The organism is Pseudonocardia sp. GCM10023141 (assembly GCF_042653605.1).
This window is the reverse complement of record NZ_JBHSIR010000055.1, coordinates 518788-539797: the sequence shown is the minus strand read 5'-3', so window position 1 is coordinate 539797 and position 21010 is coordinate 518788. Positions and strand designations below refer to the sequence as shown.

General features: G+C 72.9%; 20 protein-coding genes. 12 read left to right on the top strand and 8 right to left on the bottom strand.

What is annotated here, in order from left to right; genetic code table 11:
• Window positions 1-20 precede the first annotated feature (20 nt).
• The gene (locus ACFPFQ_RS31600) at window positions 21-614 is read left to right on the top strand and encodes an HD domain-containing protein (RefSeq protein WP_379625378.1); all 594 of its coding nucleotides are present in this window, start codon (window positions 21-23) and stop codon (window positions 612-614) included.
• Here the strand turns inward: ACFPFQ_RS31600 and ACFPFQ_RS31595 are convergent.
• The 7 genes from ACFPFQ_RS31595 to ACFPFQ_RS31565 form a co-directional block, all read right to left on the bottom strand.
• The gene (locus ACFPFQ_RS31595) at window positions 611-922 is read right to left on the bottom strand and encodes a cupin domain-containing protein (RefSeq protein ID WP_379625376.1); all 312 of its coding nucleotides are present in this window, start codon (window positions 920-922) and stop codon (window positions 611-613) included. The two genes, ACFPFQ_RS31600 and ACFPFQ_RS31595, sit on opposite strands and share 4 nt — an antisense overlap.
• Window positions 923-948: 26 nt before the next feature.
• On the bottom strand, window positions 949-1773 hold the full coding sequence (locus ACFPFQ_RS31590) for a formate/nitrite transporter family protein (protein ID WP_379625374.1): 825 nt from the start codon (window positions 1771-1773) through the stop codon (window positions 949-951).
• Window positions 1774-1949: 176 nt separating this feature from the next.
• Window positions 1950-2150, bottom strand: coding sequence for a hypothetical protein (locus ACFPFQ_RS31585; RefSeq protein WP_379625372.1), 201 nt, complete (start codon window positions 2148-2150; stop codon window positions 1950-1952).
• 103 nt (window positions 2151-2253) lie between these two features.
• On the bottom strand, window positions 2254-3423 hold the full coding sequence (locus ACFPFQ_RS31580; protein WP_379625370.1) for an acyl-CoA dehydrogenase family protein: 1170 nt from the start codon (window positions 3421-3423) through the stop codon (window positions 2254-2256).
• Window positions 3420-4223, bottom strand: a complete 804-nt coding sequence (gene phaZ / locus ACFPFQ_RS31575; RefSeq protein WP_379625368.1) for a poly(3-hydroxyalkanoate) depolymerase — start codon at window positions 4221-4223, stop codon at window positions 3420-3422. The genes ACFPFQ_RS31580 and phaZ overlap by 4 nt, the downstream gene beginning before the upstream one ends.
• A gap of 2 nt (window positions 4224-4225) precedes the next feature.
• Window positions 4226-5905, bottom strand: coding sequence for a PHA/PHB synthase family protein (locus tag ACFPFQ_RS31570; RefSeq protein ID WP_379625366.1), 1680 nt, complete (start codon window positions 5903-5905; stop codon window positions 4226-4228).
• Entirely contained in the window at window positions 5902-7404 is a 1503-nt protein-coding gene (locus tag ACFPFQ_RS31565) for a long-chain-fatty-acid--CoA ligase (RefSeq protein ID WP_379625364.1), read from the bottom strand. The genes ACFPFQ_RS31570 and ACFPFQ_RS31565 overlap by 4 nt, the downstream gene beginning before the upstream one ends.
• Window positions 7405-7536: 132 nt before the next feature.
• Here ACFPFQ_RS31565 and ACFPFQ_RS31560 point away from each other — a divergent pair, with 132 nt between their 5' ends.
• Window positions 7537-8739 carry a PucR family transcriptional regulator gene (locus tag ACFPFQ_RS31560; RefSeq protein ID WP_379625362.1) on the top strand — a complete coding sequence of 401 codons (1203 nt, stop codon included), beginning with the start codon at window positions 7537-7539 and terminating at the stop codon, window positions 8737-8739.
• 183 nt (window positions 8740-8922) lie between these two features.
• Complete coding sequence (locus ACFPFQ_RS31555) at window positions 8923-9843, top strand: hypothetical protein (RefSeq protein WP_379625361.1); 921 nt, start codon at window positions 8923-8925, stop codon at window positions 9841-9843.
• Window positions 9844-9942: 99 nt separating this feature from the next.
• On the opposite strand, the gene ACFPFQ_RS31550 is transcribed toward ACFPFQ_RS31555, so the two are convergent.
• Window positions 9943-10368: a MarR family winged helix-turn-helix transcriptional regulator gene (locus ACFPFQ_RS31550; protein ID WP_379625359.1), complete on the bottom strand. Its 426-nt coding sequence runs from the start codon at window positions 10366-10368 to the stop codon at window positions 9943-9945.
• Between the two features lie 78 nt (window positions 10369-10446).
• Between ACFPFQ_RS31550 and ACFPFQ_RS31545 the strand changes: the two genes are divergently transcribed.
• The 9 genes from ACFPFQ_RS31545 (at window position 10447) to ACFPFQ_RS31505 (ending at window position 21005) form a co-directional block, all read left to right on the top strand.
• On the top strand, window positions 10447-12249 hold the full coding sequence (locus ACFPFQ_RS31545; protein WP_379625357.1) for an ABC transporter ATP-binding protein: 1803 nt from the start codon (window positions 10447-10449) through the stop codon (window positions 12247-12249).
• 59 nt (window positions 12250-12308) lie between these two features.
• Complete coding sequence (locus ACFPFQ_RS31540; RefSeq protein ID WP_379625355.1) at window positions 12309-12794, top strand: SRPBCC family protein; 486 nt, start codon at window positions 12309-12311, stop codon at window positions 12792-12794.
• Between the two features lie 31 nt (window positions 12795-12825).
• Window positions 12826-15480, top strand: coding sequence for an ATP-binding protein (locus ACFPFQ_RS31535; protein WP_379625353.1), 2655 nt, complete (start codon window positions 12826-12828; stop codon window positions 15478-15480).
• Between the two features lie 92 nt (window positions 15481-15572).
• Window positions 15573-15845, top strand: coding sequence for a DUF4242 domain-containing protein (locus tag ACFPFQ_RS31530; RefSeq protein WP_379625351.1), 273 nt, complete (start codon window positions 15573-15575; stop codon window positions 15843-15845).
• Window positions 15846-15980: 135 nt separating this feature from the next.
• Complete coding sequence (gene denD / locus ACFPFQ_RS31525; RefSeq protein WP_379625349.1) at window positions 15981-16934, top strand: D-erythronate dehydrogenase; 954 nt, start codon at window positions 15981-15983, stop codon at window positions 16932-16934.
• A 270-nt stretch (window positions 16935-17204) separates the two neighbouring features.
• Complete coding sequence (gene mptB, locus ACFPFQ_RS31520; RefSeq protein WP_379625347.1) at window positions 17205-18761, top strand: polyprenol phosphomannose-dependent alpha 1,6 mannosyltransferase MptB; 1557 nt, start codon at window positions 17205-17207, stop codon at window positions 18759-18761.
• A gap of 60 nt (window positions 18762-18821) precedes the next feature.
• Window positions 18822-19091, top strand: coding sequence for a hypothetical protein (locus ACFPFQ_RS31515; protein ID WP_379625345.1), 270 nt, complete (start codon window positions 18822-18824; stop codon window positions 19089-19091).
• Window positions 19092-19233: 142 nt separating this feature from the next.
• The gene (locus ACFPFQ_RS31510; protein WP_379625343.1) at window positions 19234-19938 is read left to right on the top strand and encodes a TetR/AcrR family transcriptional regulator C-terminal domain-containing protein; all 705 of its coding nucleotides are present in this window, start codon (window positions 19234-19236) and stop codon (window positions 19936-19938) included.
• Window positions 19939-19955: 17 nt separating this feature from the next.
• Window positions 19956-21005 (top strand): isopenicillin N synthase family dioxygenase, encoded by a 1050-nt coding sequence (locus ACFPFQ_RS31505; RefSeq protein ID WP_379625341.1) that lies wholly within the window; start codon window positions 19956-19958, stop codon window positions 21003-21005.
• The last annotated feature ends 5 nt before the right edge of the window (window positions 21006-21010 follow it).

Genomic DNA, 21010 nt, shown 5'->3' with positions numbered 1-21010 from the left:
CAGCATCTAGCGTGTCGGCCATGGACCTTCCCGACGGACCCGTGGCCGACACGGTGCTGCAGACCCTCCGCCGGCACGAACACCCCGCGATGCAGCACCACAGCCTGCGCACCTACCTGCACGCTCGCATCATCGGCGAGCGGCGCGGACTCGCGCCCGGCGCCGACTACGACCCGGCCCTGCTGTTCTACGCCTGCGCACTGCACGACCTCGGCACCGCCGAGGCGTTCGACGGACCGTCGCGCTTCGAGGTGGAGGGCGCCGACGCCGCCGCGGCGCTGCTGAGCGCGGCGGGGATCGGCGCGGCCGGCATCGACCAGGTGTGGGAGGCGATCGCCCTGCACACCTCGCCGCAGATCGCCGAGCGCCGCGGCCCGATCACGATGCTGACGCGGCTGGGCGTCCTGCGCGACTTCGGCGACCCCGGTCTCGACGAGCACGACCAGCGGCGGGAGTTCGAGCGGCGCTACCCCAGGCTGGAGATCGAGCGCGAGCTCAAGGCCGCCGTCGTCGCCCAGGCGCTGAGGCAGCCGGGCAAGGCCCCGAAGTCGTCGTGGCCCAGCGTCCTGATCCGCTCGCACCTGGGCCAGGTGCCCGATCCCGACGAGTTCTAGTCGAGCCACTCCGTGATGAAGTGGTCGTTCTCGTGGATGTGCACGGCCTCGTAGGCGCCGGGGCCGAGCACGGCGAACCGGTGCGGCGTGTCGGCCGCCACCACCAGCACGTCGCCCGCGCCACCCTCGCGCTGCTGGTCACCGATGGTGAACAGCGCACGGCCGCGGACGATCACGAACGTCTCGGTGTAGGGGTGGCGGTGCAGCCGGGGGCCGGACCCGACGACGTCGGTGCTCTCGTGGATGATCGAGATGCTGGACCCGATGTCGCGGCCCTCGACGGTCGCGTTCGTACCCGGCTCGGTCATGGGTCGACGGTAACGGCTCTGCGCGTTCACGCCCGCTCGCTCGGAGGATCCTCGGAGAGTTCGGCATCGCGCTCGTCGAGCACCTTGTTGGGCACCTGCAGCAACCGCAGCACCGTCACCAGCCCGAGCCCTCCCACCATGTTGCCGGCCACGGCCAGCGCGAACGCGCCGAGCCAGTTGAGGTAGCCGAACGGCGCGCCCGCAAGGATGGCGGCGAAGCTGACGAGTGAGGCCACGATGGCGTGGTTGACCTGGCCGGCGCCGAGCAGGAACCCGATCACCACCGCGGGCACGAGCCGCACCCCGTCGGACTCGGTCGAGTGCTGCATGTGGGTCATCAGCGTGATCAGCATGCCGCCGACCACGGCCAGCGCGAACGCCTTCCACGTGAACCCGAGGTCGGCGTAGAACGTGCCCGCCTCGATCGCCATCTCGTGCAGCCCGGGGAAGCCGATCATCAGGATCGCGACGATGATCCACCCGCCCGCGAGGTTGGTGACGAGCGTCGAGATCCACAGCCGCGCGAGCCCCAGCACGGTGCCGCGCCGGGCGACCACCGCGGCGACCGGCACGAGGAAGTCCTCGGTGAACAGCTCGCTGCGAGCCAGCGTCACGGCGATCAGCCCGATGGCGAACGCGATCCCGCCGAGCAGCTTGCTGCCGGTGGCCTGCTCCACCAGCAGCAGCGCGAGCACCCCGGCCCCGACGTCGAGGCCGCCGAGTAACCCGGTGGACAGCAGCCCCGGCCAGGAGCGGCCCAGCCGCTGCTCACCCTCCTCGACGAGCCGGTCGAAGGTGCGCTCCTCGTCCTCCTGCGGGACGTCCGGATCAGCGGTGTCACGATCGGCCATGGCACACAGTGCGGGACGGGCCCGATCGTCGCAAATCGGACGACCCAGCGCTGACCGGCCGACCCCTTGCCCGTTCACAGGGGCGGGGCTCGGTGTCGGTGTCGGTCAATGGCTGGGCCGGTGGTGGCCGCTGTGGTGGGGCGGCGGGTTGCGGATCGGGAAGGTCGGGGTCAGCGTCAGTAGGGCGGCGATCTCCGAGGACGCCCACGCATACGACGTGGCGGCCCGATCTCGGCTCCGTCGAGCTCGTCGAGCGGTGTGGATCGGGCGAGGTGCACCATCCCGACCAACAGCTCAGCGTCGTCATGGGCGCGCTGCCGAGCCCGCGCCGCGACGACATCACCGATGTGCGCGTTGGGGATGGTCTCCCATGCCATACCCATCCGTCGCAACTCGCGGGCCCATCCGTCGCAACTCGCGGGCCCATTCACCGCGACTCGCGCGCTGACCTGCAGCGACCTGCCCCCACCCGCGCCCTGCCTACACGAACGCGCTGTGCCCCGTGATCGCCCGTCCCACGATGAGGGTGTTCATCTCGCGCGTCCCCTCGTAGGAGTAGATGGCCTCGGCGTCGGCGACGAACCGGCCGACGTGGTGTTCGAGGAGGATGCCGTTGCCACCCATCAGCTCCCGGGCGTAGCCGACGGTCTCGCGCATGCGCACCGTGCAGAACGCCTTGGCCAGCGCGGAGTGCTCGTCGGCGGACGTGCCGCTCTCCTGCATCCGGGCCAGCTGGGAGCACAGCGCCGCGGACGCGGTGATGTTGCCGATCATGCGGACGAGCAGGTCCTGCACGAGCTGGAAGCCGGCGATCGGACGTCCGAACTGCTCGCGTTCCTTGGCGTAGGCCAGCGCGTGCTCGAACGCGCCGCGGGCGCACCCGACCGCCATCCACGCCACCCCGGCGCGGGTCAGGCGCAGGACGGCGGCGGTGTCCTTGAACGAGTTGGCGCGTGTGAGGCGATTGGCCTCGGGGACCGCGACGTCGGTGAGGGTGATCTCGGCGTTCTGCACCACCCGCAGCGCGATCTTGTCCTCCAGCTTGCGGGTGCTGAAGCCGGGCATGTCCTTCTCGACGACGAAGCCCTTGACCTGACCGTCGGCCTCGTCACGGGCCCAGATGATGACGAGGTCGGCGAAGGTGGCGTTGCCGATCCAGGTCTTGCGCCCGTTGAGGATCCACGTGTCGCCGTCGCGTCGCGCCGACGTGGTGAGCCCGCCCGCCACGCCGGAGCCGACCTCGGGCTCGGTCAGCCCGAACGCGCCGATCAGATCGAGGTTCGCCATCGCCGGGAGCCAGCGTTCCTGCTGCTCGGCTGAGCCGCACAGGTGGATGGAGCCCATGGCGAGTCCGGAGTGGACGCCGTGGAAGGTCGCGATCGACGGGTCGACGGCGGCGATCTCGGCGAACACCAGCCCGTCGAGCAGCGGCCGGCCGGTGGCGCGGCCGGTGCCGGGGTAGGGCAGGCCGGCGATGCCCAGCCCGCGCAGGATCGGGATGATCTCGTGCGGGAACTCGGCGCGTGTCCAGTAGTGGTTGATCACCGGCGTCACCTCCCTGCGGAGCGTGGCGCGCACCTCGTGCAGGACGGCGCGCTCGCGGGCGTCGAGGAGCTCCTCGATGTCGTAGAAGTCACCGGGGTCGGTCATGGCTGGGGCTCCTTCGTGAGGAACTGCTGGATGGCGGGGACGAGCAGCTGCGGGTCGGCGGCGAGCTCGAGGTGGCCACCGGGATAGCGGTGCAGCGTGGCATGCGGGATCAGCGCGGCGAGGATCCGCCCGTTGACGGGCGGGATGATCGGGTCGTCGTCACCGGCGAGCACGAGCACCTCCTGGTGCAGGAACGGCAGGAACGCCACGCTCGTCCAGCCGGCTCCCGCGAGGAGCTGGTAGAGGTAGCCCAGCGGGGGGCCGACGCGAGTGTGGGCGTGCAGCACGCGGCGCACCAGGTCGGCGTCGGTGCGGGCGCTGCCGCCGTAGAGCTCGGCCGCGACGCTGCGCAGGTAGCCGGCATCGAGGTAGCGCCGCGGCGTGATCATCCGGGCGAGCACCCGGGGCCCGGCCGGCACCATGATCGAGCCGGTGCCCGTGGCCACCAGCACCAGCCGACGGCACCGGGAGCGCTGCGTGAACGCGAACTGCTGGGCGAGCCCGCCGCCCCACGAGATGCCCAGCACGTCGACCCGGTCGTACCCGAGCTCGTCGAGCAGCGCCGCGATGCGGCGCGCCAGCCCGGGGAACCGGTAGGGCAGCGCCGGCAGCGGGGAGCCGCCGACGCCGGGTGCGTCGAAGCGGATCACGCCGAGCGCGGGGTCGAGCGCGTCGACGAGCGGGTCGAAGGCCTCGAAGCTGGCGCCGATCCCGTTGAGGAGCAGCAGCGGGGTGCGGTCCGGGTCGCCGGGGCGCACCTCCACCCGCAGCTGCTGGCCACCGACGTCGATGGTGCGCACGGTCAGTGGTCCATGACGTACGTGCCGGGCGCGGCGGCGAGCGGGGCCGGATCGTCGGCGGGGGCCGGCACCTCCGGGCCGCTGCGCGCGGCGAGCCAGCCCAGGTAGTCCGGCCACCAGGAGCCGGGCGTGGCGGGGGTGTCGCGGTGCCAGCCCGACGCCGAGCCGGGCAGCTGATCGCCGACCTGGTGGCTCGCCTTCCTGCTGGTCGGCGGGTTCACGATGGACGCGATGTGGCCGCTGGTGGAGAGCACGAAGCGGGTGGTGCCGCCGAACAGCCGCGCGCTGCGGTAGCAGTTCTGCCACGGCGAGATGTGGTCGGCGACGCCGGCGACGACGTAGCCGTCCGTCGTGATCGCCGAGAGGTCGACGGGGCTGCCGAGCATGGTCGCGGCACCGGGGCGCACGAGCGAGTTGCGCAGACCGAGCTCGACGAGGTCGCGGTGCAGCCCGGCCGTCATGCGGGTCGTGTCGGCGTTCCAGAACAGGATGTCGAACGGCGCCGGGTCGCGGCCCTGCAGGTAGTTGTTGACCCAGTAGTTCCAGATCAGGTCGCCGGGTCGCAGCCAGGCGAAGACCTCGGCGAGAGCCCGGCCGTCGAGGTACCCGCGCGCCTTGGACACCGCGGTGGCGGCCGCCGCGGACTTCTCGTCGAGCAGGGCACCGGCGGTGCCGGCGCGTTCCTGGTCGAGCACGCAGACCGACAGCCCGAACCCGGCGACACGCTCGTCGAGCTCGCCGCGCTCGGCGAGTGCGGCCAGCGCCATCGACAGCAGGGTGCCGCCCGAGCAGAACCCGAGCGCGACGGCGGCGTCGGCGCCGGTGAGGCGCCGCGCGGCGTCCAGCGCGTCGAGGATCTCGCGGCCGTAGGTGTCGATGTCCCAGTCGCGGTGGCGCGCGTCCGGGTTGCGCCAGGAGATCATGAAGACCTGCTGGCCGCCCTGCACGAGGTACTCGACGAGGCTGCGGCCCGGCGCGAGGTCCGCCACGTAGAACTTGTTGATCACCGGCGGGACGATCAGCAGCGGCCGCGCCCGCACCGTCGGGGTCTGCGGGGTGTACCGGATCAGCTCGAGCACCTCGGTGCGCGCCACCACGGCGCCCGGTGTGACGGCCAGGTCGACGCCGACCTCGAACGCGTCGGGCTTGACCATGGTCGGCACCCGTGGTGCGGCGGCGAGGTCGGTGAGGAGGTTGCGCACGCCCGCGACGACGTTGCCGCCACCGGTGTCCAGCAGCGCCTTCCAGGCCTCCGGGCTCAGCAGCGGGTTGTTGCTCGGCGACAGCGCCGCGATCGCGTTGTCGGCGGTGAACGTGAGGCGCTCGCGGTCGCGCCAGCCCAGCTCCGCGTCGGCCAGCAGCGCCTCTGCGGTGCCGACGCCTGCCAGGTAGGCCTGCACGATCCGGCGCAGCCCGGGGTTGGACGTCCACGCCGGGTCGGTGAACCTCCGGTCGCGCGTGGCGGGCGCGAGCAGCGACTGCCCGAGGAGCACCCGGCCCAGCTCGGCGGCCAGCTCGCGGCCGCGGCGGCCCACCGTCCGGGGTCGTCCGGCCAGGTCGGCGACCAGCCGGACGCCCGCGGTGCCGGGGAGCAGGCGGCGCATCGGGCCCAGCGCGCCGTCGGTGAGGAGCATGTCGAGCGCCCCGGAGGAGCCGTCGGCCTGTTCGGCGGAGAGCATCATGACGTCACCGCCGCAGGCACGGTGATCTCGCGGCGCAGGATCTTGCCGGTCGGGCCCTTGGGCAGCGTGTCGAGCACCCAGATGCGGCGCGGGTACTTGTAGGCGGCGACCCGGGCCCGGACGAACTCGCGGATCTCGGCGACGTCCGCATCCGCGCGCAGTGCGACGGCCGCGCCGATCTCCTCACCCAGCTCGGCGTGCGGGATGCCGACGACGGCGGCCTCGGCGACGGCGGGGTGCTCGTAGAGCACCTCCTCGATCTCGCGTGGGTAGACGTTGAACCCGCCGCGGATGATCAGGTCCTTCTTGCGGTCGACGATGAAGTAGCAGCCGTCCTCGTCGCGGCGGGCGAGGTCGCCGGAGCGGAACCAGCCGTCGGGGATCGCCTCGGCCGTGGCCTCGGGTCGGTTGCGGTAGCCGCGCATCACGTTGTGGCCGCGGATCGCGATCTCGCCGACCTCGCCGGGTGCGACGTCGGCGCCGGTGTTGTCGACCAGCCGCAGCTCGACGCCGCTGATCGCGGTGCCGATCGAGCCGGCCTTGCGCGGGCTGTGCGGGTGGTTGAACGCGGCGACGGGCGAGGTCTCCGAGAGCCCGTAGCCCTCGAGGATCGCGACGTCGAACGCCGCCTCGAAGCCGCGCAGCACCTCGACGGGCAGGGCCGCCCCGCCGGAGACCGCGACGCGCAGCGCCGAGGTGTCGCCCGCGTGGTCGGGGTGCTGCCGCAGGCCGGAGACCAGCCCGGAGAACATGGTCGGCACCCCCTCGAAGACCGTGACGCCGTCGCGGGCCATGACCGTGAGCGCGGTGGCCGGGTCGAAGCGCGGGACGAGCGTGAGGCAGGCGCCGCTGCACAGCGCCGCGTTGAGCCCGCAGGACTGGCCGAACGCGTGGAACAGCGGCAGGCAGCCCATCACCACGTCCTCGGGCGTGAGCTCGAACAGCGTGGTCGCGGTGACGGTGGCGTTGTGGCGGAGGTTGGCGTGCGTCAGCTCCGCGCCCTTGGGCCTGCCGGTGGTGCCCGAGGTGTAGAGCAGCACGGCCAGGTCGTCCTCGGCGCGCGAGACGACGGCAGGGGCGGGGGCGTGCGCGGCGAGCAGGGCGTCGAACCCGGCGTCGACGGTGATCAGCGCGGCGCCGGCCGCGGCGGCACCGTCGGCGGCGTGCGGGTCGGACATCGGTGCGGCGAACAGCAGCCGGGCCCCGGCGTCGTCGAGGTAGTACCGCACCTCGCGCGACTTGAGCAGCGGGTTCATCGGCACGACGACCGCGCCGGCGCGCACGATGCCGTAGTAGAGGACGGCGAACTCGATGACGTTGGGCAGCATCAGCCCGACCGTGTCGCCGGGCTCGACGCCGCGGTCGGTGAGCAGCGCGGCGGCGCGCGCGGAGGCGGTGTCGAGCTCGGCGTAGGTCAGCACGCGGTCGTCGTGGCGCAGTGCCGGGCGGTCGGGATGCTGGGCCGCGGACTCCGTGAGCAGCAGTGCGAGGGTGGTCATCGTCGACTCCTGGCGGTTCTGGGGGGGTGTAGCAGGAAGTCTGTTGCGGCGCGGGCGTGGCGGACACGGAGCCGGGAACAACGCCGCGGCGGTGTCCTTTGTCCCCGGGAACAATGTGCCTACGCTGCGGGGATGGCCCGGGTGGCGCCCTCGCAGGCGGTCGTGGAGATCGTCCGCGTGACGCGGGAGCGGATGCCGCAGATCCTGGAGGAGATGCAGAAGCGCATCCGCGCGGAGATCCCGTTCTACGCCGCGGAGGACGTGGTGGCGGCGGGGGAGCTGCGCGACTCGCTGCAGGCCAACGTCGACTACATCCTCGACGGGCTCGCGGGCACGGGCGCCGCGGACCTGCGCGCACCGGAGGTCACCGGCCGCGCCCGGGCGGCGAAGGGTGCCCCGCTGGTGGAGATGCTGGCCGCCTACCGGCTGGGGTTCGCCCAGGTGTGGACGGAGCTGGTGGCGGCGGCCCGTTCGGTGCGCGGCATCCCCGACGCCGTGCTCGTCGACCTGGCCGGCGCGATGTTCGCGCTGCAGAACGAGTACTCCGACGCGTCGGTCACCGGGTACCGCGACGAGCACCAGCAGATCGTGCGCGCCACGGAGCGGGAACGCAGCGCGCTGGTGGAAGCCGTCCTCGCGGGCACAGCGGCGCAGGGACCGCTGTGGGAGGTCGCGCAGGCGCTGCGGCTGCCGCTGGAAGGTGCGTTCGTCGTCGTCGCGGCGGAGACGATCGAGGTGGGGCACGACCCGCTGCCCCGCATCGAGTCGGCGCTGTCCCCGCTCGACGTCCGCTCGGTGTGGCGCCTGCAGCCCGATCTCGCGGTCGGGGTGCTCTCGCTGCGCAAGCGGTCCCGGGCCGGCGACGCGCTCGGCGTGCTGGGCCGCCAGGCGACCGGCCGGGTCGGGGTGAGCCCGGTCTTCGAGGAGCTGGCACGAGCCTCGCGGGCGTTGCGGCTGGCCCGCCTGGCCGTCGCGCACCAGCCGGCCGGGCCGGGCGTCGAGCAGTTCCGCGACAGCCCGCTCACGCTGCTCGTCGCGTCCGCCCCCGCTGCCGCGCTCGAGGCCGCCCACACGGTGCTCGGCACCGTGCTGGCGCTGCCGGACGACGACCGCGACCTGCTGCTCACCACGTTCACCGCATGGCTCGATGCCGGTGGCTCCGCTGCCGGGACGGCCGCGGTGCTGTTCTGCCACCCGAACACCGTCCGCTACCGGCTGCGCCGCATCGAGGACGCCACCGGCCGGACGCTGGCCCATCCGGCCGACGTGGCCGAGCTGGTGACGGCCGTTCGCGCATGGTCGGAGCTGCCGCACGGGGGAGCAGCCGCACCCTGATGCCTGCCGGCTGTCTGACCAGCGGTTCCCGGCAGGGCCATTGGATGAGCGGTCGGCCACCATCGGCGAACGGAAATAGGCCATCTGGGTGAATCAGAAGTGGCACGCCCGTCACTCTTGGTGGAGATGGTCGGCATCCGGTAGACAGTCGCTACTCCGTTCATCCCAAGGGGGGACTTTCGCGTGGCTCAGATGGTGTCCAATGGTCGTCCACGTTCGGTTCCGGCCGGTGTGGTCACCGTCGCCGACCTGCTGAACCGCAACGCGCCGGCCCCGGCGCGGCCGCGTCCACCGGCGCCCCCGCGCAACCCGCCGGCCCCGCCGCGCAACTCGGCCGTGTCCGTCGACAGCCTGCTGCGCCGCGAGGGCCTGGACACCCAGCCGGTGCCCGCCGCCGCACCGCCCGCTCGCTCGCGGGCGAAGGAGAGCGGGCCGGTGAAGGAGAAGTCGCCGCGGGCGCGGGGATCGGTCGTCGAAGCCGGTGGCCGCCATGTCGTGCGCGCCAGCGCCGTCGCGGTGGGCACGCTGCTGGCGGCCGGCTCGGTGTTCGGCACCGCCGTCGTCACCGACACCGCGCACAGCACCAACGACGCAGCAGCCAACGGCACGCAGCCGGGCAGCTACCCCGGCGCAGGCCGCCTCGACGCACCCGCTGCGGCCGTCGCGGCCCCGCAGGCGCCGGTGGTCGACCAGGCGACTCCGGGCCCGCTCGACGCCGGCATCGCGCCGCCGAAGTCGTGGACGCCGGTTGCCTTCCCGAACGCCGCGGGCGGCGCGTCCAGGGCCGCCACCCCGGCCGCGCCGGCGGCGCCCAACACCCCCGCCGCGGACGCGCAGATCCCGGCTCCGCCCACCGACCAGGCGAGCGACGGTGGCCGCGATCAGCAGGGCGGCGCCGGCAACGCCGACAGCCGGTACGCGCGCGACAGCAACCAGGGCGGCAGCAACCAGGCCGGCGGCGACCAGGTTGCTCGCGACCAGAACTCCGGCGATCAGGGCGGCTCGCAGGACCAGGGCTCCCAGGGACCCGACGCGGGCACGGGCAGCGGCGGCGGCCTCGTCGGCGGACTCGTGAAGGTCGTCGGGGGCCTGCTCGGCGGCTGATCCCCGCACTTCCTTCTCGACGAAGCCCCATTCCGCGCTGCGGGGTGGGGCTTCGTCGTTCCTCTGTCCAGCCGTTCCGGTGCCCAGCCCTCCGGTGGCTCAGCGACCCCGCAGCGTGCGCAGGATGCGGGCCAGGTCGGCGCGGTCCTGCTCGCCAAGGCTGCTGAAGAACGAGTCGGCCTCCGCGAAGCGGGCGGCGCGGATGGCGGTGCCGGTCTGCGTGCCCTTGTCGGTGAGCGCGACGAGGGTGGCGCGCCGGTCTCCGGGGTCGGGGAGCCGTTCGACGAGCCCGCGGGCCTGCAGCCCGTCCACCACCTCGGTGGCCGAGCGCGCGACGATCCGCAGGTGCTCGGCGAGCTCGCTCAGGCGCATGGTGCCGTGGCGCATGAGCACGACGACGGCGCGCGACTGCGACGGGGTGATGTCCAGCGGCGCCAGCGTCTCGCGGTTGCGCCCCCGCAGTTGGCGGGCGACCGCCCAGAAGGCCTCGGGGAGGGTCTCGTCCTGGTCGTCGGGCGGGTTCACGGGAATACCCTACCAACGGGTGGTGTTGTTCCCTCATGTTGAGGTAACCTCAGCAAAACGAACCGAAGGAGCATCACCTTGGAACCCGATACCCAGACCCGTCCAGGCCGACCGGGTGGCCGACGCGCGGCCACGGCGGCAGAGAAGAAGCAGGCCAAAGAGGTCTCGCTGCGCCGCATCGGCCGGCTGTTCACGCCCTACCGCTGGCCCGTCGCGATCGTCACCGCCATCATCGTGGCCTCGTCGATCGTCTCGATGGCCTCCCCGTTCCTGCTGCGCTCGGTGATCGACACCGCGCTGCCGGACCGCAACGTTGCACTGCTCGTGCTGCTGGTGATCGGGATGGTCGCCGTCGCGGCGATCACCTCGGCGCTCGGCGTGGTCCAGACCTGGATCAGCACGAAGGTCGGCCAGCAGGTCATGCACCGGCTGCGCACCGACGTCTTCGCCCACCTGCAGCGGCAGTCGATCGCCTTCTTCACGCGCACCCGCACCGGTGAGGTGCAGTCGCGTATCACCAACGACATCGGCGGCATGCAGTCCGTGGTCACGTCAACGGCCACGTCGATCGCCTCCAACCTGACCACCGCCGTGGCCACCGCGGTCGCCATGGCCGCGCTGTCCTGGCAGCTCTCGCTCATCTCGCTGGTGGTCATGCCGCCCGCGATCTACCTGACCCGCCGCGTCGCTCGCATGCGCCGCGCCATCACCACCGCGCAGCAGCGCGAGCTGGCCGACCTCAACGTCACCGTCGAGGAGGGGCTGTCGATCAGCGGCATCCAGCTGTCCAAGACGATGGGCGCCGGCCCGGCCGTGATCGAGCGCTTCACCGGCTCGTCCACCCGGCTGATCGACCTGGAGCTGCGCTCCCAGCTGGCGGGTCGCTGGCGGATGGCCTCGATGAGCGTCATCTTCGCCGCGATCCCCGCCATCATCTACCTCAGCGCCGGGCTGCCGATCACGGCGGGCACCATGACGATCGGCACCCTGATCGCCTTCACCACCCTGCAGGCCGGGCTGTTCCGGCCGCTCATGGGCCTGCTCAACGTGGGCGTATCACTGGTCAGCTCGCTCGCGCTGTTCGCACGCATCTTCGAGTACCTGGACCTGCCGGTCGAGGTCGACGACCCCGCCGAGCCGGTCACGATCGACGCGGCCGCCGTCGCCGGGCACGTGCGCTTCGAGGACGTCACGTTCGCCTACCCGGGCAGCGATGCTGCCGCGGTGGCCGGTGTCGGCATCGACGTCCCGGCCGGCACCACGCTCGCGCTGGTCGGCGAGACCGGCTCCGGCAAGAGCACGCTCGCCTCGCTCGTCGCGCGGCTCTACGACCCGACCGCCGGACGCGTCACGATCGACGGTGTCGACCTGCGCGACATGCGCCTGGCCGACCTGGCGGCGATCGTGGGTGTGGTCAGCCAGGAGACCTACCTGCTGCACACCACCGTCCGGGAGAACCTGCGCTACGCCAAGCCCGATGCCACCGACGCCGAGATCGAGGACGCGGCCCGTGCCGCGCAGGTGCACGAGCTCATCGCGAGCCTGCCCGACGGCTACGACACCGTGGTCGGCTCGCGCGGGCACCGCTTCTCCGGTGGGGAGAAGCAGCGCATCGCCATCGCCCGCACCCTGCTGCGCAACCCGCGCGTGCTGGTGCTCGACGAGGCCACGAGCGCCCTGGACACCGAGACGGAGCGGGCCGTGCAGTCCGCCTTCGACCACCTCGCCCAGGGTCGCACCACCATCACCATCGCCCACCGGCTCTCCACGGTGCGCGACGCCGACCAGATCGTGGTGATCGACCACGGCCGGGTCATCGAGGAGGGCACGCACGCCAGCCTGGTCGCGAGCCACGGCCGGTACGCGAGCCTGGCCGCCTAGGAGCGAGGGCGCTGCCCGACGGCGAGCGCGAACCCGGTGGGCCTGCGAAGGTGGTGCCCATGACGAGCGAGCAGAAGGCCGGGACGGACACGGAGCGCTTCGAGGTGCAGCGCCAGGTCGCGGCCTCACCGGCCACGGTGTTCGCCCTGCTGAGCGACCCGCAGGGGCACGTGCTGATCGACAGTTCCGGGATGTTGCAGTCGGCCGAGGGCGAACCGGTGCGCCAGGTGGGTGACGAGTTCGTGGTGCACATGGACCGCGAGGCCCTCAACGACCTCCCGATGGGCCGCTACGACGTCACGGTGATCATCACCGCTTTCGAGCAGGACGCCGCGATCGAATGGACGATCTCCGGCAAGATCCAGCCCCCGATCAGGCACCGCTACGGCTACCGGCTCGAGCCCAGCGCCGACGGCACCCTGGTGACGTCCTACTACGACTGGAGCGACATCGAGCAGCGGTACCGCGACGCCGCGATCTTCCCTATCATCCCGGAGGCGGCACTACGCGCGACGCTGGGCATTCTGGCGCGCAACGTGGAGTAGGGACCGGATGACCGAGCCGTAGGCTCCGCGCGTGGAGCTTCTCGAACGCGAGCCGCTGCTCGCGGCGCTGGGGGAGTACCGAACCCGTGCGGGCTCCGGTGCCGGCGGCACCCTGGTCTTCGTCGAGGGCGAGGCGGGGATCGGCAAGACGGCGCTGACACGCGGGTTCCTGGCTGCCCTCCCGGCCGGAACCGCCGTGTACCAGGGGTTCTGCGACGCGTTGGGCACGCCCCGCGCGCTGGGGCCACTGCACGACATCGCGCGGTCGGCGCCCGACCGGCTCGCGCCGCTGTTGAGCGCGGGCGCGGAGCGGCATGCCGCTTTCACGGCGTTCCTCGACGTGATCGGTGCCGGGCCGTCGGTCACGGTGATCGAGGACGTGCACTGGGCGGACGCGGCCACATTGGACCTGCTGCTGTTCGTCGGGCGCCGGGTCGCCGACCTGCCGGCCGTCGTGGTGGTCACCTATCGCGCCGACGACGTGGGGCGTGACCATCCGCTGCGCCGCGTGCTCGGGGACCTCGCGACGGTGCCGTCGGTGAGGCGGCTGACCGTGCCGCCGCTGACGGTAGCCGCGGTGGTCGCGCTGGCCGCTCCCACGGGCCAGGACGGGGTGGCGCTGCACGGCGCGAGCGGCGGGAACCCGTTCTTCGTCACCGAGGTGCTCGGGGCGCAGGTGCAGCACGTCCCCACCACGGTGCGCGACGCCGTGCTCGCCCGCACGTCCCGGCTGGGACCCGAGGCACGGACCGTCCTCGACGCGGTGTCGCTGGTGACCGGCCGTGCCGAGACCGCTCTCCTGGAGTACGTGCTGCAGGATCCTGGGCTGCGCGAGTCGATGGAGCCCCCGGCCGTGGCGGTGGCCATCGACGACGCCGTGGCGGCCGGGATGCTGGTGCTCGAGCAGCGCACGGTGCGGTTCCGCCACGAGCTGGCCAGGCGCGCGGTCGAGGTGGAGGTGCCGGCGGCCCGGGCGGCCGTGCTGCACGCCCGCGTACTGGCCTTCCTCGTCGGCACGCGGTCGGCGGACCCGGCCCGGCTGGCCTTCCACGCCGACGCGGCGGGCGATCCGATGGCGGTGCTGCACCACGCCCCGCTCGCCGGTGACCTCGCCACCGGCGTGGGTGCGCACCGGGAGGCGGCGGAGCACTTCGCGCGTGCGCTGCGCCATGCCGCGGGCTCGCCCGCGGCGCTGCGGGCGGACCTGTGGCAGCGGCGCAGCATGGCGTGCGAGCGCTGCGGCGATCTCGCCGGCGCCCTCGACGCGTCGGGCCGCGCGATCACCGAGTGGTTGGCTGCCGGTGCTCCGGGCAAGGCCGCGGCCGTGCGCGCGAGCAGGTCGCACGTGCTGTGGATGGCGGGCCGCAACGCCGAGGCGAACGAGGCGGCCGCTGCCGCCGTGGCGATGCTGACGTCGATGCCCAGCGGTCCGGGCCTCGCTGCCGGGTATGCGGCTCCGGCCCGGTTGCGGATGCTGGCCCGCGACTTCCCGGAGGCCATCACGCTGGGCACCACCGCGATCGAGTACGCCGCCCGCTACGGGGACATCAGCACGCTCGGGCGGGCGCTCAACACGGTGGGCAGCGCCCACTGGTTCACCGATCCCGATCGTGCTCTGGAGCTGCTCACCGACAGCCTGGAGGCCGCGCGGCACACCCACGACGACTCGAGCATCGGTCAGGCGATGAACAACATCGGGTCCGGAGCGGGTGAGGTCCGCCGCTACGCGCTCGCCGATGAGTGGATCGCCGAGACGATCCGGTTCTGCACGGACCGGGACCTGGACCCGTCGCTGGGCTACGCCACGGCGTGGCACGCGCGATCGATGTTCGAGCAGGGTCGGTGGGCGGAGGCGACCCTCGCGGCCACCGAGGTCGTCCGGGTCCACGTGCAACACGTGCCGTCCCGGATCGTCGCGCTCACCGTGCTGGGCAGGCTCCGCGTACGCCGCGGCGACCCGGATGCGGTCCAGCCGCTGGAGCAGGCGCAGGCGCTGGCCGAGCAGACCGGTGACCTGCAGCGGCTCTGGCCGGTGGCGGCCGCCCGTGCGGAGGCGGCGTGGCTCGCCGGTGCGCCCGAACGGATCGAGGAGCTCGTGGCGCCCACCTACCGGCTCGCGGTGTCGCGCCAGCACGACTGGGCCATCGGGGAGCTGGGCTACTGGCGGTCGCTCGGGGGGGTCGCACCCGATCCGGACGCGGGGGCGGCTCGCCCGTTCGCGCTTCAGATCGCGGGAGCGGGAGCGGCCGCCGCGCAGCTGTGGCAGGAGCTCGGGTGCCCCTACGAGGCCGCGATCGCGCTGTCGGAGAGCAGCGAGCCCGACGACCGGCTGGCCGCGCTGAGCAGCCTGCGGGACATGGGTGCGTGGCCCGCTGCCGACCAGCTCGCCCGCCGGTTGCGCGGCGACGGGGTGCTCAGCCTGCCGCGGCGGCCGCGCCGCGCCACCCGGGCCAACCCGGCGCAGCTCACCGACCGCCAGCTCGACGTCCTCATGCTGCTGGCCGGTGGCCTGCGCAACGCCGACATCGCCACCGAGCTGCACATCTCCGCGAAGACCGTGGACCACCACGTCTCTGCGGTGCTGGCGAAGCTCGGGGTGGGGACGCGTCAGGAGGCGGCACGCAGCCTCGCGCAGTGGGAACGGTCGCGGCAGGGCGAAGATGGGGAGCCCGCTCCCGAAAGATAGGGATCTCCTCCCGATCCTCGGATCGCGCCGGGCGACGAAGGTTCTCCCATGGCCGGCGCGCGCCGTGCTCGCACCTTCGGAAGGAACATCCCATGACCCGCTACCTCGTCGAGCGCACCTTCCCCGACGGCCTCGCCATCCCGACCGACGAGGGTGGCGCCAAGGCGCTGCTCAACGTCGTGGACGGCAACGCCGGGCACGGAGTGACCTGGGTGCACTCCTACGTCAGCCCCGACCGCACCTCCACGTACTGCGTCTACGACGGACCCGACCCGGAGTCGATCCGGATGGCCGCCGAGACCAACGGGCTGCCGGTCGACAAGATCACCGAGGTGCGGGTGCTCGACCCGTACTTCTACCACTGATCTGTCGAAATCCCCTCCCGGCGAGACCGCCCCCCACCTCCGTGCCTGGAGGTGGGGGGCGGTTTCGCGTTCCCGTCCCGACGGGGGACGATCGCGGGCGGGCCGGGTGGCGGTCCAGGACGGGGGACGGCGGCGATGCGGGTCGTGATCACCGGGGGTGCCGGGTTCCTGGGGCATCGCCTCGCGCAGCGGTTGCTGCGCGAGGAGCGTGTCGAGGCGCTGACGGTCCTCGACGTCGTCGCCGGTCCGCCGCTGCCCGATCCGCGCGTCCGCACGGTGGTCGGGGACATCGCCGACCCCGCCGTGATCGGTCAGGCGATCGACGCCGGCACCACCGCGGTGTTCCACCTCGCCGCCGTCGTCAGCGGGCACGCGGAGGCCGACTTCGATACCGGCATGCGGGTCAACCTCGACGCCTCGCGGGTGCTGCTGGAGGCCTGCCGCGCCATCGGGACGCGCCCGCGCGTGGTGTTCACGAGCTCGGTGGCGGTGTACGGCGCTCCCGGCGGGGGTTCGCTGCCGCCCGTGGTGCGCGACGACACGGCGCTGACGCCCCAGACGTCCTACGGGATCCAGAAGGCGTGTGCCGAACTGTTGCTGCACGACTACACCCGCAAGGGCTTCGTCGACGGTCGGGTGCTGCGCCTGCCGACGGTGTCGGTGCGCCCCGGTGCCCCCAACCGGGCGGCGTCGTCGTTCGCCAGCGGCATCATCCGGGAGCCGCTGCGCGGCGTCGGATCGGTGTGCCCCGTCTCCCCGGACACGCGGGTGTGGCTGCTCTCCCCGGACCGCGCGATCGACTGCCTGGTGGCGGGCCACGACCTCGACGCCGCCGCGATCGGCGGGCGCAGCATCAACCTGCCGGGCGTCTCGGTGTCGGCCGGGGAGATGGCGGCGGCGCTCGAACGCGTCGCCGGGCCCGCGGTGGCGGCGCTGATCAGCTGGGAGCCCGATGCGGAGATCCAGCGGATCGCGGCCGGCTGGCCCGCGGCGTGGGACACCAGCCGGGCCACGGCGCTGGGGCTGGTGGGTGACACCGACTTCGAGGCGATCGTGCGGGCCCACGTCGCGGACCGGGACCCCACCTGACGGACCGGTCGCAGCACCCGCCCAGTACCGTCGACGGGCAGGTACGCGGGATTGGGCCGTGCACCCGGTTTTCTCCGCTCCCCGCCGGGTACATGATCGCCATGGGTCGGCAGTGGAGTCTGCAGGGCACTCCGGCGATGTTCGGACCGCGTGTCGGCAGCCGACGTCCCGGAGGGTGACATGCGCGCACGGACCTGCGGTGGTCGACCGGTTCCGGATACGCCCGCGACATGACCGACACGGCAGCGTCATGACCGACACGGCAGCGTCATGACCGACACGGCAGCGCGCCGGCTGCACCGGCCCGGCGTCTCGGCACCGGGCCCGGTCGACGGCATCCGCCTCGCGCGGCGCGTCGGCCTGACCGGTTCGCTGCTGATGGCCGGTTCCGCGCTGGGTTCGGGTGCGCTGCCGGTGCCCAACCCGCTGTCGGGCATCCGCCTGCTGGGCCTGCCGGCCCGCAACACGACGCTGGCGATCGCGCTGACCTACGTCGGGATGGGCCTGCTGATCGTCGCCTGGGTGTGGGTGGCCCGGGCGCTGCGCTCGGAGGCGGGCCGGTTCGGCACCGATCCGTTCGTGCCGGCACCCGGGCGCGGACTGCTCGCACGCACCGCGCTGCTGTGGGCGGCCCCACTGGCCGTCGCGCCCCCGCTGTTCTCCCGTGACGTCTACAGCTACCTGGCCCAGGGCGAGGTGCTGCTGCGCGGGCTCGACCCGTACCTGACGGGACCAGCGGCGGCGCTGGGCGTGGACGACCCGCTGGTGCGCAACGTGCCGGCCATGTGGCGCGGCACCCCGGCGCCCTACGGCCCGCTGTCGCTCGTGCTCGGCCGTGGCGTCGCCGACTTCGCCGGCGACGACGCCGTGCTCGGGATCATGGCCCACCGCCTGCTCGCGCTGGTCGGGATCGCCGCCATGGTCTGGGCACTGCCCCGGCTGGCGGCCCGCTGCGGAGCCGACGGCAATCGCGCACTGTGGCTCGGCGCTGCCCACCCGATGGTGCTGTTTCACCTGGTCAGCGGCGTTCACAACGACGGGCTCATGATCGGGCTGTTCCTGGCCGGGCTCGAGGTCGGGCTGCGCGGCAGCGCTCGACTGCTGGATCCACGGTTCCTCGGCGGCGCGGTGCTGATCGTCGCTGCGTCGGCCGTCAAGCTGCCGGCGCTGCTGGTGCTGGGGTTCCTCGGCATGGAACAGGCGCGCCGTCGCGGCGGGCGGGTGCGTGACGTCACGGTCGTGGCCGCCGTGCTCGGGGTCGTCGCACCCGCCGTCTACGTAGCACTGGGACCGCTCACCACCGACGGCTGGGGGTGGCTGCACACGGTGTCGGTGCCGTCGCTGTCGATCGAGTGGATGTCGCTCACCACCGATCTGGGACTCGCCTCCGGTCAGCTCGGACTGCTCGTCGGCCTGGGCGATCACACCGACGAGATCCTCAACCTGACGCGCGGGGCGGGGCTCACGGCTGCGGCGCTGGGCTGCGTGTGGCTGCTGCTCGCCACGCTGCGCGGGCGCTTCGACGCCGTCACCGCCATGGCGGCGGCGATGGGTGTGGTGGTGCTGTTCGGCCCGAGCGTGCAGCCCTGGTACCTGCTCTGGGCCGTGGTGCCGCTCGCCGCGACCACCGCGATGCCCCGCTACCGGACGGGGATGCTGGGCGGCACGGCCGTGATCGCCCTGCTGATCCTGCCCACGGGCGCCGCATTCGACTTCCACACCTACCAGCTGCTCATGTCGATCGGCGCAGCACTGGTGATCCTCGTCGCCGCGCTGTGGCTGCTGCGCAGGTACCTGACCCAGCTGGCGAGCCGGCCGTCCGGTTGACCGGCTCGGTTGACGGGGTCGGGGCTGTTTCCCGGCCCCGCCATCGGGTATGCCTGACTTGTGCCCGATGACCCCGAAGACCAGCTCCCACCCGGGGACGGCACCCCACCGCTCGCCACGGGCCCCCTCGCCGCCGCCCCGATCGTCCGCACCCGCAACTCCCGCATCGTCGTGGCGGTCGTGGCGCTGGTCGTCTGCCTCGCCGGTGGGGTGATCACCTGGATCGCCGGCCTGGGCTGGTTCAGCGTCGTGCTGGCGGTGGCCGCCGTGTTCGCGGTGGTGGATCTGACCTGGACGTTTCGCAGGCGGCGGGCTCGCGCCTCGGAGTGAGCACTGCCGGGCGGTCGCCGAACGCGGCCGGCCGCTCCATCGCACTCGTGACGTCCCAGGCCGTCATCGCTACCCCCCTCGATTAATCTATGCTCCGTAGATTAATCGTGGGATGTCGGATAGAGGCTGTTCCGGAGGTCACATGCCACCGCGTCGAGGGCGTCCGCCCGCCGCCGAGCCCAAGCTGGACGGGTGGACGATCGTGGACGCCGCGTTGGAGACGCTGCAGGAGGAGGGGCTCGATCGGCTCACGATGAGTCGGGTGGCCGCGCGCATCGGCGTGCAGCCGGCATCGCTGTACTGGCACGTCCGCAACAAGGAGGAGCTGATCGACCAGCTTGCCGAGGCCGTGATGGGCCGCCAGGACCTCACCGGGTTGCTGGACCCCGACGACTGGCGCGGCAGCGTCGCGGCGATGATGCACGCCCTGCGGGGGCACCTGCTGGGGTACCGGGACTCCGCTCGGTTGCTGGTCGGTCGGTTCTCCACCCGCACCGGCCAGCTGCTCAACATCGAGGTGGTACTGGCGGCGCTGCGCTCGGGCGGTCTGGCCGACCGGGACGCCGCGTACGCGCTGTTCCTGCTCTCGACGTTCGTGCTCGGCTCCGTCAGTGGTGAGCAGGCGCCGCTCTCGGCGTCGGTACTCGCCCGGCGGTCACCGCGGATGTACCTCGACGACCTGCGGGCCGACCTGGCCGGGTTGCCCGTCGAGGTGTTCCCCCACACCAGGTCGCTGGCCGCCGAGCTGACGGAGCCCGACCTCGCCACCCGGTTCGAGTTCGGGCTGGGCTGCGTCCTGGACGGCATCGCCGCCCTGCCGCGACACCCTGCCGCCGGGCCCCGGTGAGAACCTAGGCTGGCGGCATGGTCGGCATCCCAGTCCTGCGGTTCGACGAGGCGCGCGGCGCGGATGGTCGGTTCGACGCCGGCTTCCTGGATCGCCTGCGCGTCGCGCTGCACGAGGTGGGGTTCCTGCAGCTCACCGACTTCGGGGCCGCGCCGGGGCAGATCGCCGAGCTCACCGCCGCCACGGAGCGGTTCTTCGCGCTGCCGTTGGAGCAGCGGCTCGCGCTGGACAACCGGCTCTCCCCGCACTTCCGCGGCTACACCCGCCTCGGGCACGAGATCACCGCGGGCCGGCCGGACGCCCGCGAGCAGCTCGACTTCGCGCCCGAGCAGCCACCCGTGCCGCGGTCCGCGTGGGACGCCCCCTACCGGTTGCTCGAGGGACCCAACCAGTGGCCCGACGCGGCGCTGCCCGAGCTGCGCGGCATCGTGCTGGGCTGGGCTGCGCTGCTGTCGGGGGTGGCCACGGAGCTCACCGCGGCGATCGCGGCGTCACTCGGGCTCTCCGAGCACCACTTCGACGACGCGTTCGCCGATGCGCCGCACTGGTTCGGCAAGCTCATCCGCTACGTCGGCAGCGAGCACGACGGCGCGCAGGCCCAGGGTGTCGGACCACACGCCGACTGGGGCTTCCTGACGCTCCTCCTCCAGGACGGCACGGGTGGGCTGCAGGCGCGGCCGCCGCGCGCGCCGGAGTGGATCGACGTCGCACCGCTCGACAGCGCGCTCGTCGTCAACGTGGGGGAGATGCTGGAGGTGGCCACCCACGGCTACCTGGTCTCCACCGTGCACCGGGTGCTGCCCTGCGCCCCCGGCGCCACCCGGCAGTCGATCGGGTTCTTCTGGTCGCCGCGCCTCGAGGCGACTCTGCATCCCGTACCGCTGACCCCCGAGCTCGCTGCCGCCGCGCCCGGCGTCACCGCGGCCGAGCACAACCCGCTGCTGCCCCGCTTCGGCGACAACGCGTTGAAGGGCTGGTTCCGCTCTCATCCTGAGGTGGCAGCGCGCCACCACGCCGACCTCGCGGCGCTGCGGAGCGATCGTCGGAGCACCCTGACGGAAAGGTGACAAAG